This window comes from Streptomyces sp. NBC_01498 (assembly GCF_036327775.1).
In the GTDB taxonomy this organism is placed as follows: domain Bacteria; phylum Actinomycetota; class Actinomycetes; order Streptomycetales; family Streptomycetaceae; genus Streptomyces.
In genome coordinates this window covers 5,653,196-5,670,970 of sequence record NZ_CP109598.1, presented here as the reverse complement: position 1 = coordinate 5,670,970, position 17,775 = coordinate 5,653,196, and the positions used below count along the sequence as shown (strand labels likewise).

Here is a 17,775-nt window from a genome sequence, read left to right as displayed (position 1 = left end):
CGCACGCGGCGGGTCATCGAAGCGCGGCGCCACCAGGTGCGTCACCGGGGGGTGGCCGGTCTAGCGGGGTGTGCGCCCCGAGTTGTCGGCGAGGGTCTCGTGGTGGCGGATGACCTCGGCGATGATGAAGTTGAGGAGTTTCTCGGCGAACGTGGGGTCGAGGCGGGCGTTCTCGGCGAGTTCTCTCAGCCGGGTGATCTGCCGGGCCTCGCGGGCGTGGTCGGCGGGCGGCAGACGGTGGGCGGCCTTGAGGAGGCCGACCTGCTGGGTGCATTTGAACCGTTCGGCCAGCATGTGGACGACGGCCGCGTCGATGTTGTCGATGCTCCCGCGGAGGCGTTCCAGTTCGGCCTGGACGGACTCGTCGAGTGCGCCGTTGTCGCTCGTGGTCATGGTGCGGAAGCTTAGGGCCTGTGGCGTGCCGGGGGCCGGGGTGTCTCAGGGAGAGGACGCCGGTGGGGCCGGGGCGGGTGGCCGGTCGCGGTGGGCCCGGGGCGGGTGGGGCCGTGTGCGGCCGGGAGGGGCGGTCCTGCTCCGTACGGCGGGAAGGGGCGCCGCTTCTTACGGAAGGCGGCGCCGTCCCCCGCGGGCGTGGTGGCGGCCACGGCGGGTCCCGCGGGGGTGCGTGGGCGGAGGCGGGACGGTCGGGGACGTGGCGCGCGTGCCGGTCCCCGGCCTGTCCCGCCTCCGCGGGTCACACGTTCAGGTCGTACGGGTCAGAGGGTGGCGGCGGCCGACGCGATGGCGGACGCGAAGGTGGAGACCTCGGTGTAGACACCGGGGTAGTTGGGCCGGGCGCAGCCGTTGCCCCAGCTCACGATGCCGACCTGGATCCAGGCGTTGGTGTTGTCGCGGCGGAACATCGGGCCGCCGGAGTCGCCCTGGCAGGTGTCGGTGCCGCCCGCGGCGTAGCCGGCGCAGATCTCTTCACCGGCGATGATCTGGCCGCCGTAGGAGGAGTTGCAGCTCGCGTCGGAGACGAAGGGCACGTTGGCCTTGAGGAGGTAGCGCTGCTGGGCGCCGCCCTCGGTGGCCGAGCCCCAGCCGGCGACGGTGAAGGTGCCGCTGTTGTACGCCGTGGTGGTGGCGATCTTCAGGGTCGGCAGGTTGATGGGCGCGGCGAGCTTGATCAGCGCCCAGTCCTTGCCCGAGCCGTTGTAGCCGGGGGCGCGGTAGATCTTGGTGGAGCGGACCTTGACGGCGCTGGTGCTCTGGAGGTCCACGACACCGGCGGTGGCGGTGATGCTGGTGTTGTTGCCGGTGGCTCCGACGCAGTGCGCGGCGGTCAGCACGACGGTGGACGAGTAGAGCGAGCCGCCGCAGCCCATGGAGAGGCGGACCATGAAGGGGAACTCGCCCTGGGCGGCGCGGGTGCCGCCGACGACGGGCGGGGCGAGGGGGGCCGCGGCCTGCGTCTTGGCGGGGGCGTCCGGCGCGGGGGCGGCGGAGGCAGAGGCGGTCTGGAGGCTGATGGCGGCGACCATGACAGCGCCGGCAGCGATGCATCTCTTGAGGACACCCTGAATGCTCAACGGTCTGCCTTTCGTGGGGGCTTGAGGGAGTACACCTGTGGGGCACACGGGTCGACGCGCGTTGCACGCACGCTTGGCATGAGCCCGACAGGACGCGATCCGGATTATCCGGAGGGCAGGAGCGGGCCCACAAGATACGAATCTCGGCCAACCGAACGGTCGGCCTCCGGTCGCCGTCCGATCATCGAACACCGGACACCGGAAATCCCTCGCGCCTCGGGCCGCCGCGCGCGTGCGCGCCCACATGCGCCCACACGGACGACAGCGGACGCGCCCCGGGCCGGCGGGGAACGGCGGCCGAGGGCCCCGGACAGCAGGGAACGAAGGAGGGGTGGGTCCCGGACCGTACGGTCCGGGACCCACCCCTCCTCGATTCACGCCGCCGCTTCACGCGCCGGGCGCACGCGCTGTCGCGCGCCGGGCATCGGGCGCGGCCGGCCCGTCGTCGTTCAGCCGCTCAAGCCGTTCGGCGGCCGAGGCCGTTCAGGCTGTTCAGAGGCCCGCGGCGGCCGACTGGATGTCGGCGGCGAAGGTGGAGACCTCGGTGTAGACACCGGGGAAGCCGGGCCGGGCACAGCCGTTGCCCCAGCTCACGATGCCGACCTGGATCCAGCCGCCCGCGCCGTTGTCGCGGAACATCGGGCCGCCGGAGTCACCCTGGCAGGTGTCCGTGCCGCCCTCGTCGACGAAGCCGGCGCACAGTTCCTCGGCGGGGACGAGGCTGGTGCCGTACGCGCCCTCGCAGTCCGCGTCGGAGACGAACGGGACGTTGGCCTTGAGCATGTACCGCTCCTGGGCACCGCCCTCGGTGGCCGCGCCCCAGCCGGCGACGGTGAACTCGCCGCCGTTGAGGGAGTCGTCGGTCGCTATGTCGAGCGTGGGCAGGTCGATCGGCTGGGCCAGCTTGATCAGTGCCCAGTCCTTGCCCGTGCCGTTGTAGCCCGGGGCCTGGAGGATCTCGGTGGAGTTGACCTCGACCGCGTCGGGGCTCTGGAGGTCCACGACACCCGCCGTGGCGGTGATGCTGGTGTCGGGGCCGGAACCGTCCACGCAGTGGGCGGCGGTCAGGACGATGTCCTGCTCGTAGAGGGCGCCGCCGCAGCCCATGGAGAGACGGACCATGAAGGGGAATTCGCCCTGCTCGGCGGGGGTGCCGCCGACGACCGGCGGGGCGGGGGCGGGAGCGGCGGACGCGGTGGGCTGGAGGCTCACACCGGCGAGGACGACCGCGCCGACGACGGCACATCTTTTGAGGGCACGCAGGAGGCTCAACTGACTGCCTTTCGTGGGGGGAACAGCGCTGTGTTGTCGTGCGTGGGGCTGCCGTGCGCGACGTGACGCACGGGTGGGGCGATGAGGCTCGGCACGTGGGGGTGCCGTACGCATGGCGAAGCCGGCCGGACGATCGGCAAACGATGACCGCCCGCAGTCCGCCCGCCACGGCGTGATCCGGATTATGGGGAAGAATTCAGCCGCCGCACAAGAGGCAATTTTTGGCCAACCGAACGGTCGGGGACCGTCTTGGAATCCCTCGAAAGGATGACGGAGTCAGCCCGCCGAGCCCTGTCACCCCCGGCCGGCGCCCTCCGCGCGGACCCGACCGCCGTACAGTTGAGGACGGACGAGCCTCCTACGAAGGGGTGGCGGCGTGACCGACAGAGGCGCGACGAACGGCGGCCCGGTCGTACACGGCTATCCGCATCTGGACACCGCGCGCGCCGCCATCACCGCGCTCTACCACCGATTGTCGGGGGACGGTGTCCGGCGGTACGGCACCAGCGTCGCGCCCGCCGACGTCGCGTTCGCCGATGCCGACGACCTGCACCTGGGGGTGCAGCGGGTGGCCCGCGCGCTGGTCCACCAACTGGGTCTGCCGGACGCCCGGATGATCGTCGGCTTCCGCGCGATGGAACACGCGGCGAGCGTCGAGCTGACGGCGGGGCCGGAATACTTCATCGAACTCAATGACCGCTTCCGGACACACCGCAGGGACATCGGCGCCGCCCTCGCGCACGAGATCACCCATGTCCTGCTGCACCGGCTCGGGCTGAGCTTCCCCGGCACCCGCGACAACGAGATCCTCACCGACACGGTGACGACGTACCTGGGCGCGGGCTGGCTGCTCCTCGACGCGTTCCGGGAGGACCGGGACTCCAGCCAGAAGCTCGGCTATCTCACCCCCGAGGAGTTCGGGTACGTGCTGGCCAAGCGCGCGCTGGTGTTCCACGAGGACCCGGGCATCTGGTTCACCAGCCCGCAGGGGTACACCGCGTACACGAAGGGCAAGGCCCAGGCCCTGCGGGACGAGCGGCAGCCGCCGCTGACGACGGCGGGCTGGTCGGGACGCCACCGGTACGCCAAGGACCGGCGGTACGCGCTGGACCACCCGGGCGGGCCGGGGGACGCGGGACAGCCGTACACGTTCGAGACACTGCCGGACGGGCTGCGGGTGTCGTTCCCCTGCCCGACCTGCCATCAGCGCATCCGGGTACCGGTCAGGGGGCGGGTGCGGGCGCGGTGCGGGCTCTGTCACACGGTGCTCGACTGCGACACCTGAACACGCCCGCGCCGGGCGGGACTTCGCCCCTCGCGGGCGCGCGCGCCGCACCGACAGGCGCACCGGCCGCCCTGCGCGCGCGTGCCGGTCGGCGCGCCACCGTTCAGACGAGCCGCAGGGCTCCGGGCGCCTTCTCCTCGACGATCTCCACCAGCCGGTCGAAGAGGGTACGGCCCCGGCCCGCCTCCGCCTCCGCCAACTCACCCCGCACGGCGGCCCTGTTGGTCTCGTGCACCCGCCCCAGCCGGCTCCGGAGCCAGCGCGCCGTCTCCTCGTGCCCGAGCGCGTCGCGCGAGCGTGCGTGGTCGCGCCACTCGATGACGAAGTCACCGTCGTCGGGGGTGCCGTGGCCGCCGCCGAGACAGTCGGCGAACGCGTCGAGATTGCGGCCGAAGGAGCCGCCCGGACCGTTCACGGCCGCACCCATCACCGTCCAGAACGCGTCCAGGCCGGTGACCTCCGCCCCTGGGATCACATACGTCACAGTCATGGGGCGGAGGTTACCGGCCTGCCGTCGAACGGACGGTGGGTGTACCGGACGGACGGTGGGGTGTAGCGGACGGACGGTGGTGCGGGGCTGCCGGACGGTCAGCAGCCGTGGTCGACCAGGTCGAACGACTCGTAGTGGTCGGCGGTGTAGTAGTCCTCGTCCTCGCTGCCGGTCACGATGCGGCGCGCGCCGCGGTCGGACGAGCCCGGCGTCTTGACGGTGTACTCGTGGTAGTAGCCGGTGGACTCCTGCGGCAGGATGCCCTCACGGTTCTGGAAGACCCCGTCGTCCTGCGGGTACGGGTAGGGCCCGCCCCGGTCGATCAGGTCGAGGGTGTCGTGCGCCTGGGACGGCAGGTCGGAGTAGCAGATGTCGCCGACCGCGAGAGGGGCGGCGCCGGCCGTGGTCGCGACCGCGCCGCCGACGAGAAGGGTGGACAGAAGTGCGGCGGAGCCGCCGATGAGGGCGATTCGTGGGGGGATTCGCATGCCCACATGATGACGCGCGTAGACGTGGACACGTCAAGGCCAACCCGGTGGAGTTTCTGGGAAGTTCACCGGGTGGTACGGGCACGACATCCGCCCGTTGTGGGCGGTTTCGCCGTCGCGGGCCGGACGGGAAGCGACGGCGACGGAGAGGGATCCCGGCGCCTGTCGTTCGGATCGTGCCGGGCTCGCGTGCCCCGGCACCACGCCTCGCCGCCGTTGAAAGCACCGGAGGGAGGCATGGCCTCAGCCATGCCTCCCTCCTCCGCCGTGCGATCCACGGCACCGACGTGACATCGGCCGCCGACGCGGCGGGCGCTCACCGTTCCGGACTGATCCGGACGACAGACCCTACGCGGCGGTGCGGCGACCGCCGTCGGTGCCGCGCTCCGGGGAGCGGCCACGACGGCCGCCCCGGCTGCCGCGCCCCGAACCCGCGCCGGAACCGGAGCCGCCGGCCGCGCCCAGCCGGGCGGCGGAACCGCCGCCGCGACCGCCGTTGCCACCGTTTCCGCCGCCGCCCGAGGCCGCGCCTGAGCCGCTGCCCCGGCGGGCCGGACGCGACGCACGCGACTTCTGCGGCTTCGGCGCGGTGGGCGCCGGTACCTCGATGGTGACCGCGACCCCGGAGGGCTCCCGCGCCCCGGTCAGCCGCGCCAGTTCCTCGTCGGTCGACTTGACGCTGGCGGTGCGGGGCGCGATGCCCGCGTCCGACATCAGCCGCGTCATCTCCCGCTTCTGCTCGGGCAGGACGAGCGTCACGACGCTGCCCGACTCCCCGGCGCGCGCGGTGCGTCCGCCCCGGTGCAGATAGTCCTTGTGGTCCATGGGCGGGTCGACGTTGACGACCAGGTCGAGGTCGTCGACATGGATGCCGCGCGCCGCGACGTTCGTCGCGACGAGCACCGTCACCAGCCCGGTCTTGAACTGGTCGAGTGTGCGGTTGCGCTGCGGCTGGGACCGGCCGCCGTGCAGGCCGGAGGCCCGTACCCCGCTCGCCAGCAGGCGCTTGACCAGCCGGTCCACCGCCCGCTTGGTGTCCAGGAACAGCAGCACCCGGCCCTCGCGGGCCGCGATCCGCAGGGTGACGGCCTTCTTGTCCGTCTCGTCCATGACGTACAGCAGGTGGTGCTCCATCGTGGTGACCGCGCCCTGGGAGGGGTCGACGGAGTGCACGACGGGGTCGGTCAGGTACTGCCGTACGAGCCGGTCGATGTTCTTGTCCAGCGTCGCGGAGAACAGCATGCGCTGCCCGTCCGGCCGCACCTGCTTGAGCAGCGCGGTGACCTGCGGCATGAACCCCATGTCGGCCATCTGGTCGGCCTCGTCGAGGACGGTGATGGTGACCTGGTCCAGCCGGCAGTCGCCGCGCTCGATGAGGTCCTTGAGCCGGCCGGGCGTGGCGACGAGCACTTCGGCGCCCCGGCGGAGCTGCCCGGCCTGCTTGGTGATCGACAGACCGCCGACGACGGTGGCCACGCGCAGGTTCACGGCGGTGGCGTACGGGGTGAGCGCGTCGGTGACCTGCTGGGCCAGCTCGCGCGTGGGCACCAGGACCATCGCGTACGGCGCGCGCGGCTCGGCGCGGCGTCCGGCGAGGCGGGCCAGCAGCGCGAGGCCGAAGGCGAGGGTCTTGCCGGAGCCCGTGCGGCCCCGGCCGAGGATGTCGCGGCCCGCGAGGGAGTTCGGGAGGGTGGCGCCCTGGATGGGGAAGGGCTCGGTCACTCCGAGCGAGGTCAGGGTCTTGAGGAGGGCCGCGGGCATGTCGAGCTCGTCGAACGCCTCGACGGCGGGCAGCGCGGGCGTGAGGGTTTCCGGCAGGGTGAACTCCTGCGGGCGCGCGGCGCGGCGCACGGGCGCCTTCGCCGGGCTCTTGGCGCGGGAGCCGGCCGGGCGCCGGGCGGGCCGTCCGGCCGCGCGGGCCGGGCGTTCGGGGCGAGTCATTCGGAAAGAACCTTCCTGGGCCTGGGGACAGCACAAGCCGGGACCCGCACCGTGCAGGTGCGGGCCCCGGCTGCGAGGTACGCGTCCGGAAATTAGGCCGGGACGATGTTCTCCGCCTGCGGGCCCTTCTGGCCCTGCGTGACGTCGAACGAGACCTTCTGGCCCTCCTGGAGCTCACGGAAGCCCGAGGTGGCGATGTTCGAGTAGTGGGCGAAGACGTCGGCGCCGCCGCCGTCCTGCTCGATGAAGCCGAAGCCCTTTTCCGAGTTGAACCACTTCACGGTTCCAGTAGCCATGTCATTCTCCTAAAACAGGTGCAGAGACGAATCCGCACTTCACGGATTCCTCGTCGCCGCATTGAGCCCCATCCGGAGAAGCCGGCGAAAACATTAAAATGCGCCTGAGGAACATTCCCGTCAGGCGCACATAAAGTTCATGGGTACCAAAACTGCAACGCGGTCAGCCTAGCACGCCTCCGTGGCGGGTGCGGAGCGTGCCGTACCGGGGCCGTTCTGCCGGGTGTTCCGGCCGGTCAGCCGCGTACGACGCCCTGTGCGCGGGCCGCGGCGAGCCACCGCGGGAATTCGCCGACCAGCCGGTCGTACAGCACGTCGTCCGGTACCCCGCGCGGGTCGGGACCGGCGTGGAAGAAGCCCGTGTTGTCGACGCACCGCTTCTGCGGGACGGCCAGCTCGTCGAGCCGGCGGAGAAAGTCGAACTGTGTGTCGCTCCGGTCGCCGAAGCCGACGAACTGCCAGAAGAGAGGAAGCGCGGCGGCCTTGCGGAGATGGCGTTCGGCGGCGGGTCTGCTGGTCGGTCCGCCGTCGGTCTGGAAGACGACCAGGGCGGGCGCGGTGGACCCGCTGTCCAGATAGTGGTCGATCACGGTGTCCATGGCGAGGTGGTAGTTGGTCCTCCCCATGTGCCCGAGTCCGGCCACGATCCGGTCGATACCGCCCCGGTGGCCGGCGAGCGTGATGTCCGCCTCGGCGTCGATGCCGGTGGAGAAGACCACGACGGGCACCACCCCGTCGTCGTCCAGATGCGCCGAGAGTCCGAGCACCCGGTCGGCGAACGCCTGGACGGTGCCGTCCCGGTAGTACGCGCGCATCGAACCGGAGTGGTCCAGGACCAGGTAGACGGCGGCGCGCTGGCCGCTCATCCCGTGCTTGCGCAGGGACACCGCCGCGGCCCGGTAGTGCTCGACGAGCGCGGGGGCGGTCTCCTCGATCTTGCGGAGGCTGATGGCCGGGCCTGCCCCCGGGGGCGCTGTGGTCATGGTCGCTGCCGTTCGCTCGACGGGCGCGGGGGTCCGTCGAGACTACCCGGGGCGGCGGCCCCACATGCCACGGCGCCCGCCGTCGTCCGGTCGGGGACTGGCGGGCGCCGTGTCCTGCGGAGGGTCCGGGGCAGGTTTCCCCCGGGCCGTCACCGCCCGTACGCCGTTGTACGGGACGTCTCGTGGGTCCGTCGGACCGTCGGACCGTGAGCTGATCGGGCCGTGCGCGATCAGACGGTGAGCGAGCGGTCCGTCGGACGGATCGGCGCGTGCAGGTCGCTCGCGCCGGTCAGGTAGCGGTCGACACCGCGTGCCGCCGAGCGGCCCTCGGCGATGGCCCACACGATCAGGGACTGGCCACGGCCGGCGTCCCCGGCAACGTACACGCCGTCCACGTTGGTCGCGTACTCGGCGTCCCGCGCGATGTTGCCGCGCTCGTCCAGTTCCAGGCCGAACTGGTCGACCAGACCGTTCTGCCGGTCGGTGCCGGTGAAGCCCATCGCGAGGGTGACGAGCTGCGCGGGGATCATCCGCTCGGTGCCCGGCTTCGGAGCCGGACGGCCGTCCACGAACTCGACCTCGGTGAGGTGCAGCGACTGGACGTTGCCGTCCTCGTCGCCCTCGAAGTGGGTGGTGGAGACGGAGTAGATCCGCTCGCCGCCCTCCTCGTGCGCGGAGGTCACCTTGTAGAGCATCGGGAAGGTGGGCCACGGCTGGTGCGGGGCCCGGTCGTCGCCCGGCCGGGGCATGATCTCCAGCTGGGTGACGGACGCGGCGCCCTGGCGGTGCGCCGTACCGACGCAGTCCGCGCCGGTGTCGCCGCCGCCGATGACCACGACGTGCTTGCCCTCGGCGGTGATCGGGGAGACCGTCAGGTCGCCCTCGCGCACCTTGTTGGCCAGCGGCAGGTACTCCATCGCCAGGTGGACGCCCTTGAGGTCCCGGCCGGGCACCGGCAGGTCGCGCGAGACGGTGGCGCCGGCCGCGACGACGACGGCGTCGTAGCGCCTGCGGAGCTTCGCCGCGTCGATGTCGCGGCCGATCTCCGTCTCCGTACGGAACTTGGTGCCCTCCGCGCGCATCTGCTCGATACGGCGGTTGATGTGGGACTTCTCCATCTTGAACTCGGGGATGCCGTAGCGCAGCAGCCCGCCGATGCGGTCGGCGCGTTCGAAGACGACGACCGTGTGGCCCGCGCGGGTGAGCTGCTGGGCGGCGGCGAGTCCCGCCGGTCCCGAGCCGACGACTGCGACGGTCTTGCCGGACAGCCGCTCCGGGGGGCGCGGGACGACGTCGCCGTTGTCCCACGCCTTGTCGATGATGGAGACCTCGACGTTCTTGATGGTGACGGCGGGCTGGTTGATGGCCAGGACGCACGCGGATTCGCACGGCGCGGGGCAGAGCCGGCCGGTGAATTCCGGGAAGTTGTTGGTGGCGTGCAGGCGTTCGCTCGCCGCCGTCCAGTCCTCCCGGTAGGCGTAGTCGTTCCACTCGGGGATGAGGTTGCCGAGCGGACAGCCGTTGTGGCAGAAGGGGATGCCGCAGTCCATGCAGCGGCCGGCCTGCTTGCTGATGATCGGGAGCAGCGAGCCCGGAACGTAGACCTCGTTCCAGTCGTTCTTGCGCTCGTCCACGGGGCGCGACCTGGCCACTTCGCGGCCGGTGGTCAGGAAGCCCTTGGGGTCAGCCATTGGTCGCCGCCTCCATCATCTTCTCGGTGGTCTCGCGCTCGGAGAGACCGGCGAGCTCGGCGGCGTCCTTGGCGGCGAGCACGGCCTTGTAGGTGGAAGGGATGATCCTGCTGAAGCGGGCCACGGAGGTGTCCCAGTCGGTCAGCAGTTTCTCGGCGACGGTGGAGCCGGTCTCCTCGTGGTGGCGGCGCACGACGTCGTGCAGCCATGCCTTGTCGGTGTCGGAGAAGTCGGTCTCGACGGCGCCGAGATTGCCGGAGTTGACGTTGTCCGGGTCGAGGTCGATGACGTACGCGATGCCGCCGGACATGCCGGCCGCGAAGTTGCGTCCCGTCTCGCCGAGGACAACGGCGTGGCCGCCGGTCATGTACTCGCAGCCGTGGTCGCCGACGCCCTCGGAGACCACGGTGGCGCCGGAGTTGCGGACGCAGAAGCGCTCGCCGGTCCGGCCGCGCAGGAACAGTTCGCCGCCGGTCGCGCCGTAGGCGATGGTGTTGCCCGCGATGGTGGAGTACTCGGCGAGGTGGTCGGCGCCCCGGTCGGGGCGGACGACGACCCGGCCGCCGGAGAGGCCCTTGCCGACGTAGTCGTTGGCGTCGCCCTCCAGGCGCAGAGTGACGCCGCTGGGCAGGAACGCGCCGAAGGACTGGCCGGCCGAGCCGGTGAAGGTGATGTCGATGGTGTCGTCGGGCAGTCCGGCGCCGCCGAACCTCTTGGTCACCTCGTGGCCGAGCATGGTGCCGACGGTGCGGTTGATGTTGCGGATGGCGAGCTGGGCGCGGACCGGCTGGGCGGCCTCGGCGCTGTCGGCGCCGAGCGCGTCGGCGGCCAGCTTGATCAGCTGGTTGTCGAGGGCCTTGGCCAGGCCGTGGTCCTGTTCGACGACACGGTGGCGTACGGCGCCCGCGCCCAGGATCGGCACGTGGAACAGCGGGCGCAGGTCCAGGCCCTGGGCCTTCCAGTGGTCGACGGCCCGTTCGGTGTTGAGCAGTTCGGCGCGCCCGACGGCCTCTTCGAGGGTACGGAAGCCCAGCTCGGCGAGGAGTTCGCGGACCTCCTCGGCGATGAACTCGAAGAAGTTGACGACGTATTCGGCCTTGCCGGAGAAACGTTCGCGCAGCACCGGGTTCTGGGTGGCGATGCCGACCGGGCAGGTGTCGAGGTGGCAGACGCGCATCATGACGCAGCCGGAGACGACGAGCGGCGCGGTGGCGAAGCCGAACTCCTCGGCGCCGAGGAGCGCGGCGACGACGACGTCGCGGCCGGTCTTGAGCTGCCCGTCGGTCTGGACGACGATCCGGTCGCGCAGCCCGTTGAGCAGCAGGGTCTGCTGGGTCTCGGCCAGGCCCAGCTCCCAGGGGCCGCCCGCGTGCTTGAGCGAGGTGAGCGGGGAGGCGCCCGTACCGCCGTCGTGGCCGGAGATCAGGACGACGTCGGCGTGGGCCTTGGAGACTCCGGCGGCGACCGTGCCGACGCCGACCTCGGAGACCAGCTTCACGTGGATGCGGGCGGCCGGGTTGGCGTTCTTGAGGTCGTGGATGAGCTGGGCGAGGTCTTCGATGGAGTAGATGTCGTGGTGCGGCGGCGGGGAGATGAGGCCGACGCCGGGGGTGGAGTGCCGGGTCTTGGCGACCCACGGGTAGACCTTGTGGCCGGGCAGCTGGCCGCCCTCGCCGGGCTTGGCGCCCTGGGCCATCTTGATCTGGATGTCGTCGGCGTTGACGAGGTACTCGCTGGTGACGCCGAAGCGGCCGGAGGCGACCTGCTTGATGGCGGAGCGGCGCCTGGGGTCGTGGAGGCGTTCCGCGTCCTCGCCGCCCTCGCCGGTGTTGGACTTGCCGCCGAGCTGGTTCATGGCGATGGCGAGGGTCTCGTGCGCCTCGCCGGAGATGGAGCCGTACGACATGGCGCCGGTGGAGAAGCGCTTGACGATCTCGGAGGCGGGCTCGACCTCGTCCAGCGGCACCGGTTCGCGGCCGGAGTCGAGGGTGAACAGGCCGCGCAGGGTCATGAGGCGCTCGGACTGCTCGTTCACCCGCTCCGTGTACTGCTTGAAGATGTCGTAGCGGCGGTTGCGGGTGGCGTGCTGGAGCCGGAAAACGGTGTCGGGGTCGAAGAGGTGCGGTTCGCCCTCGCGGCGCCACTGGTACTCGCCGCCGATGTCCAGGGCGCGGTGCGAGGCGGAGATGCCGGAGGCCGGGTACGCCTTGGCGTGCCGGGCGGCGACCTCCTGGGCGACGATGTCGAGCCCGGCGCCGCCGATCTTGGTCGCCGTGCCGCTGAAGTACGTCTCCACGAATTCCTGGTCGAGGCCGACGGCCTCGAAGACCTGCGCGCCCCGGTAGGAGGCGACGGTGGAGATGCCCATCTTGGACATGACCTTCAGGACGCCCTTGCCGAGGGCGTGGATCAGGTTGCGGATGGCGTTCTCGGGCTCCAGGCCCTCGATGAAGGTGCCCGCGCGGACGAGGTCCTCGACGGACTCCATGGCGAGGTACGGGTTGACGGCGGCGGCGCCGTAGCCGATGAGCAGCGCGACGTGGTGCACCTCGCGTACGTCGCCGGCCTCGACCAGCAGGCCCACCTGGGTGCGCTGCTTGGTGCGGATGAGGTGGTGGTGGACGGCGGCGGTGAGCAGCAGGGAGGGGATGGGCGCGTGTTCGGCGTCGGAGTGCCGGTCGGAGAGCACGATGATGCGCGCGCCCGCTTCGATGGCGGCGTCGGTCTCGGCGCGGATCTCCTCGATCCGGGCGGCGAGGGCCTCGCCGCCGCCGCTGACCCGGTAGAGGCCGGAGAGGGTGGCGGCGGTCAGGCCGGGCATGTCGCCGTCGGCGTTGACGTGTATGAGCTTGGCCAGCTCGTCGTTGTCGAGGACCGGGAAGGGCAGGGTGACGCTGCGGCAGGACGCGGCGATCGGCCGCAGGAGGTTGCCCTGGGGGCCCAGCGAGGAGCGCAGCGAGGTGACCAGTTCCTCGCGGATGGCGTCCAGCGGCGGGTTGGTGACCTGTGCGAAGAGCTGGGTGAAGTAGTCGAAGAGCAGCCGGGGGCGGGCGGAGAGCGCGGCGATGGGGCTGTCGGTGCCCATGGAGCCGAGGGGTTCGCCGCCGCTGCGGGCCATCGGGGCGAGGATGACGCGCAGCTCTTCCTCGGTGTAGCCGAAGGTCTGCTGGCGGCGGGTGACGGAGGCGTGCGTGTGGACGATGTGCTCCCGCTCGGGGAGGTCCTCCAGTTCGATCTCGCCGACTTCGAGCCACTCCTCGTAGGGGTTCTCGGCGGCGAGCGCGGCCTTGATCTCGTCGTCCTCGACGATGCGGTGTTCGGCGGTGTCGACGAGGAACATCCGGCCGGGCTGGAGGCGGCCCTTGCGGACGACCTTGGCGGGGTCGATGTCGAGGACGCCGACCTCGGAGGAGAGGACGACGAGGCCGTCGTCGGTGACCCAGTAGCGGCCGGGGCGCAGTCCGTTGCGGTCGAGGACCGCGCCGACCTGGACGCCGTCGGTGAAGGTGACGCAGGCGGGGCCGTCCCAGGGCTCCATCATCGTGGCGTGGTACTGGTAGAAGGCGCGCCGGGCGGGGTCCATGGAGTCGTGGTTCTCCCACGCCTCGGGGACCATCATCAGTACGGAGTGCGGGAGTGACCGGCCGCCGAGGTGGAGGAGTTCGAGGACCTCGTCGAAGGACGCCGAGTCGGAGGCGTCGGGGGTGCAGACGGGGAAGGTCCGCTCCAGCGTGCGGGGGTCGTCGCCGAACACGTCGGAGGCGAGCAGGGACTCGCGGGCCTTCATCCAGTTGCGGTTGCCCTGGACGGTGTTGATCTCGCCGTTGTGCGCGACGAAGCGGTACGGGTGGGCCAGCGGCCAGCTCGGGAAGGTGTTGGTGGAGAAGCGCGAGTGGACCACGGCGACGGCGGTCGCGAAGCGGCGGTCGGAGAGATCGGGGAAGAACGGCTCCAGCTGGCCGGTGGTGAGCATGCCCTTGTAGACGAGGGTGCGGGCGGAGAGCGAGGGGAAGTAGATCCCGGCCTCGCGCTCGGCGCGCTTGCGCAGCACGAACGTCTTGCGGTCGAGGGCGATACCGGTGCGCGGGCCCTTCTCGTCACGTGAGGAGAGGAAGATCTGGCGGAAGACCGGCATGGTGGAGCGGGCGATGGCGCCGAGCATCTGCGGGGCGACCGGGACCTCGCGCCAGCCGAGGACGTCGATGCCCTCCTCGGCGGCGATCGTCTCGATCTGTGAGACGGCTTCGTCCGGGTCCTCGGCGGGCAGGAAGGCGATGCCGACGGCGTACGCGCCTGCTTCGGGCAGGTCGAAGCCGGCCGACTCGCGCAGGAACGCGTCCGGGATCTGGAGCAGGATGCCCGCGCCGTCACCGGAGTCGGGCTCGGAGCCGGTGGCGCCCCGGTGTTCGAGATTGCGCAGTACGGTCAGCGCCTGCTCGACCATCTCGTGGCCGGGCACACCGGTCAGGGTGGCCACGAACCCGACGCCGCAGGCGTCGTGCTCGTTACGGGGGTCATACATGCCCTGTGCAGCGGGGCGGCCATCCATGGGCGACCAGGCGTCGAAACGCATCGGCTCTCCCGTCGTCGTCGTGGCATGAGCGATATCCGAGGGACGACGTTGGCCCTGGGCAAAATTTCGTGCAGGTTACATGATGGGTCGGCCGCCCAGGAAGCGGAAAGCTGATACCAACATGTGGACGTCGTTCGTCGGCGCCGCGCGGGGCGCCGGGGTGGGCCGGTGATGGTCGGACGTGAACGGACGCCGGAGACCGGACCACGGCGGCGCGGGCTTCTTTGCCAGCGGCGCCTACGGGTCATGCCCGGAGTTCAAGCGTTCGAAACAACCGGGTAACGGGTGAATATGTGACGGCACGCATAGTGACCCACCGGGGGCGGGGCGGTCGCCGGTGGACGGTCGGGGATGTTCGTCACCACAGTGACGGTACTGTCCCGACCGCGCAATATGTCGGGAGCGGCCGGGTGCGCGGGTGCCGGGTCCTGTCGGGTACGGGTGCCGGGCCCTGTCGGGTACGGGTGCCGGGCCCTGTCCCGGACGGCCGGGGTCCAGTCCCGGACTCCCTGTGCCGCGGCCAGGAGGCTGCCGGGGCTGCCGCGGCGCTCAGACAGCCGCGCCGAAGAGGGCGCCGAGACCGTACGTGAGCGCCGCCGCCGTACCGCCGAGGAGCAGCTGGCGCAGGCCGCTGTACCACCAGCTGCGGGCGGTCACCCGCGCCACCAGCGCGCCGCAGGCGAAGAGGCCGGTCAGCGCCACGATCACGGCGGGCCACAGGGCCGTGGCGCCCAGCAGGTACGGCAGGACGGGCAGCAGCGCGCCCAGGGCGAAGGAGGTGAACGACGACACCGCGGCGACCGTCGGCGACGGCAGGTCGTCGGGGTCGACACCCAGTTCCTCCCGGGCGTGGATCTCCAGGGCCAGGTCGGGGTCCTTCGAGAGCTGTTCGGCGACCTTGCGGGCAAGGTCCGGCTCGACACCGCGCGACTCGTACAGCTCCGCGAGTTCCGCCATCTCGTCCTTGGGGTGCTTGCGCAGCTCCCGCCGTTCCACGTCCAGCTCCGCCTGGACCAGCTCGCTCTGGGAGGCCACCGACGTGTACTCCCCCGCCGCCATGGAGAAGGCGCCGGCGGCCAGGCCCGCGAGTCCGGTGATGACGAGGGTCTGCCGGTCGACGGCGCCGCCCGCCACACCGGTCATCAGGGCCAGGTTCGAGACGAGCCCGTCCATCGCGCCGAACACGGCGGGGCGCAGCCAGCCGCCGTTCACGTCGCGGTGGGTGTGATTGTCGCGGTGCGCTTCGTGGAGCGTCGCCCCGTTGTTCATGACGGCCACAGCTGTGTCCCCTTCCCTCGTGATCGAAAATACGCACGAAGAACGGTCGCCGCCAGCAAGGAAAGCCATGCTTACCCGGCACCAGGCGGGTGACAGCCGCGCCCACCGGACTCCTCCGGGACCCGGTGTGGGACGTATCGGAGGACGAGGGGGCCTTCCCGGGCCCGAGGCGCGGCGAAAGGCCCCGCGATGGAGCGGACGACCAGCGGTTCCGGCCACGGTGCGGGTACGGGTACGGCTTCGGGTCAGGCGGCCGAGGCGCTGCGGGACCGGGGGCGCGGCGCGCTGCTCGGCCTCGCCGTCGGCGACGCGCTCGGCGCGCCCGCCGAGAACATGCGCCCGTCCGAGATCCGGCGGCGCTGGGGCCGTATCGAGGGCTTCGTCTCCGACGACCCGGCGGGCACGGACGACACCGAGTACGCGATCTTCTCCGGTCTCCTGCTGGCCAGGCACGGCGCGGCCCTGACCGTCACACACGCCGAGGACGCCTGGCACCACTGGCTGGCCGACCTCGACGAGGGGCCGTTCCGGGGCGCCGGGTTCAGCGAACGCGGCACGCTGGAGAACCTGCGCAGGGGCCTCGCCGCCCCGATCACCGCCCAGCACCGGCACGCCTGGAGCGACGGCCTCGCGATGCGGGCGGCGCCGTTCGGCGTGTACGCGGCGGGCCGGCCGGCCGAGGCGGCGCGGCTCGTCGCGGTCGACGGCACCGTGAGCCACGACGGCGAGGGCATCTACGGCGGCCGGGCGGTCGCGGCGGGGGTCGCCGCCGCGATGACGGGCGCGGGTCCCGCGTCCGTGGTCGCCGCCGCGCTCTCGGTGATCCCGATGGACTCCTGGACGGCCCGCTCACTGCGCCGCGCGGTGGTCGCGGCGGGGCGCGCGTACCCCGACCGGCTGACCATGGAACGCGCGGTGCGGTCGGCGGTCGTGATCGGCGGCTATCCCTGGACGGACCTGGCCCCGGAGGCGGTGGGCCTGGCGTTCGGCGCGTTCGCGGTGGCCCGTGGGGACTTCCGTACGTCGGTGCTGACGGCCGTCAACATGGGCCGCGACGCCGACACGACGGCGGCGGTCGCGGGCGCCCTGTCCGGGGCGCTGTCCGGCGCCGCGGCGATCCCCCGCGAATGGTCCTCGGCAATCGGCCCGGTCCGGGGCAGCTGTCTGCCCTCGATGCGGGGTTACCACGTCCTGGACATCGCGGACCTGCTGACGGATGACGCCGGGGCGAACGGCTACGCCTTCACGGGAGCCCGCCGCCCCACCCCTCGGGGCGGCCCTGCGGGCGGTACGCCCACCGGGTCCGGTGCCCACGCGGTGACGGCGGGTGGACAGTTCCACGAAGCGGGCCCGCCGGGGACGACACCTGCCGGCGGACCGGGCGGCACGGCGGACACGGCCTGCCCAAGCCCGGAGGGAGGTACGGCCTGCCCACCGGGCCCGCCCGAGGCGCACTCGGCAACTGCGGATCGGCCGCCCCTTGAAGCAGGCCAGGCGCAGCCGACGACAGACAGCGGACCGGGCAGCACGGCGGACACGGCCTGCCCAAGCCCGGAGGGAGGTACGGCCTGCCCACCGGGCCCGCCCCGGGCGCCTGACGGCCAGGCCCGTAGGCAGCACCTCCAAGCAGGCCCGCACCAGCCCCCAACTCACAGCGACCCCGGCGCCGCGAACCACCCGGCCCCACCCCAAGCCCCCGCCGGCAGCCACCCGGCCCGGCCCGCCCACCCGGCGGCAGCAGCGGCTCCGGGCCGCCCCGGCCCGCCCGTCCGGGCGGCACGGACGGACCGGACCGTCGAAGGGCCGGACCCTCGGGCGGCGTTCGCGGCAGGAGGGGCCGATACGCCGGGTCCGGCGCAGTCGGGCGGTCACGGTCGGACGGACGACGCGCCGGCGCCGGGCCGGTCGAGCGCCGAAGGCGAGGAGGGACGCGCTGTCGGGGCGGC

General features: G+C 72.1%; 12 protein-coding genes and 1 pseudogene. 2 read left to right on the top strand and 11 right to left on the bottom strand.

Annotation, left to right across the window (positions count from 1 at the left end):
• Positions 1–60 precede the first annotated feature (60 nt).
• The 3 genes from OG875_RS24195 to OG875_RS24185 all read right to left on the bottom strand — a co-directional run bounded on the left by OG875_RS24195 (position 61) and on the right by OG875_RS24185 (position 2,804).
• Positions 61–393: a chorismate mutase gene (locus OG875_RS24195; protein ID WP_330176327.1), complete on the bottom strand. Its 333-nt coding sequence runs from the start codon at positions 391–393 to the stop codon at positions 61–63.
• A 323-nt stretch (positions 394–716) separates the two neighbouring features.
• On the bottom strand, positions 717–1,484 hold the full coding sequence (locus OG875_RS24190) for a S1 family peptidase (RefSeq protein ID WP_330177887.1): 768 nt from the start codon (positions 1,482–1,484) through the stop codon (positions 717–719).
• Positions 1,485–2,024: 540 nt separating this feature from the next.
• Positions 2,025–2,804 (bottom strand): S1 family peptidase, encoded by a 780-nt coding sequence (locus tag OG875_RS24185; RefSeq protein ID WP_330176326.1) that lies wholly within the window; start codon positions 2,802–2,804, stop codon positions 2,025–2,027.
• Positions 2,805–3,180: 376 nt separating this feature from the next.
• On the opposite strand from OG875_RS24185, the gene OG875_RS24180 reads away from it, so the two are divergent.
• Positions 3,181–4,089, top strand: coding sequence for a hypothetical protein (locus OG875_RS24180; RefSeq protein WP_330176325.1), 909 nt, complete (start codon positions 3,181–3,183; stop codon positions 4,087–4,089).
• 103 nt (positions 4,090–4,192) lie between these two features.
• Here the strand turns inward: OG875_RS24180 and OG875_RS24175 are convergent, their stop codons facing one another.
• From OG875_RS24175 to OG875_RS24140, 8 genes are all read right to left on the bottom strand, one after another.
• The gene (locus tag OG875_RS24175; protein WP_330176324.1) at positions 4,193–4,579 is read right to left on the bottom strand and encodes a barstar family protein; all 387 of its coding nucleotides are present in this window, start codon (positions 4,577–4,579) and stop codon (positions 4,193–4,195) included.
• Between the two features lie 98 nt (positions 4,580–4,677).
• The gene (locus OG875_RS24170; protein ID WP_330176323.1) at positions 4,678–5,067 is read right to left on the bottom strand and encodes a ribonuclease domain-containing protein; all 390 of its coding nucleotides are present in this window, start codon (positions 5,065–5,067) and stop codon (positions 4,678–4,680) included.
• Between the two features lie 348 nt (positions 5,068–5,415).
• A complete protein-coding gene (locus OG875_RS24165; RefSeq protein ID WP_330176322.1) occupies positions 5,416–7,008 on the bottom strand; it encodes a DEAD/DEAH box helicase in 1,593 nt (530 codons plus the stop codon).
• A 92-nt stretch (positions 7,009–7,100) separates the two neighbouring features.
• Positions 7,101–7,304, bottom strand: coding sequence for a cold-shock protein (locus tag OG875_RS24160; RefSeq protein ID WP_003969786.1), 204 nt, complete (start codon positions 7,302–7,304; stop codon positions 7,101–7,103).
• Positions 7,305–7,540: 236 nt separating this feature from the next.
• On the bottom strand, positions 7,541–8,287 hold the full coding sequence (locus OG875_RS24155) for a VWA domain-containing protein (protein ID WP_330176321.1): 747 nt from the start codon (positions 8,285–8,287) through the stop codon (positions 7,541–7,543).
• 230 nt (positions 8,288–8,517) lie between these two features.
• The gene (locus tag OG875_RS24150) at positions 8,518–9,978 is read right to left on the bottom strand and encodes a glutamate synthase subunit beta (RefSeq protein WP_330176320.1); all 1,461 of its coding nucleotides are present in this window, start codon (positions 9,976–9,978) and stop codon (positions 8,518–8,520) included.
• Positions 9,971–14,551 (bottom strand): glutamate synthase large subunit, encoded by a 4,581-nt coding sequence (gene gltB, locus OG875_RS24145; protein ID WP_330176319.1) that lies wholly within the window; start codon positions 14,549–14,551, stop codon positions 9,971–9,973. The genes OG875_RS24150 and gltB overlap by 8 nt, the downstream gene beginning before the upstream one ends.
• 549 nt (positions 14,552–15,100) lie before the next feature.
• Positions 15,101–15,820 (bottom strand): VIT1/CCC1 transporter family protein, encoded by a 720-nt coding sequence (locus OG875_RS24140; protein ID WP_443079286.1) that lies wholly within the window; start codon positions 15,818–15,820, stop codon positions 15,101–15,103.
• A gap of 145 nt (positions 15,821–15,965) precedes the next feature.
• On the opposite strand from OG875_RS24140, the pseudogene OG875_RS24135 reads away from it, so the two are divergent.
• Positions 15,966–17,051: pseudogene (locus OG875_RS24135) on the top strand (ADP-ribosylglycohydrolase family protein); the annotation flags it as partial.
• Positions 17,052–17,775: the final 724 nt, after the last annotated feature.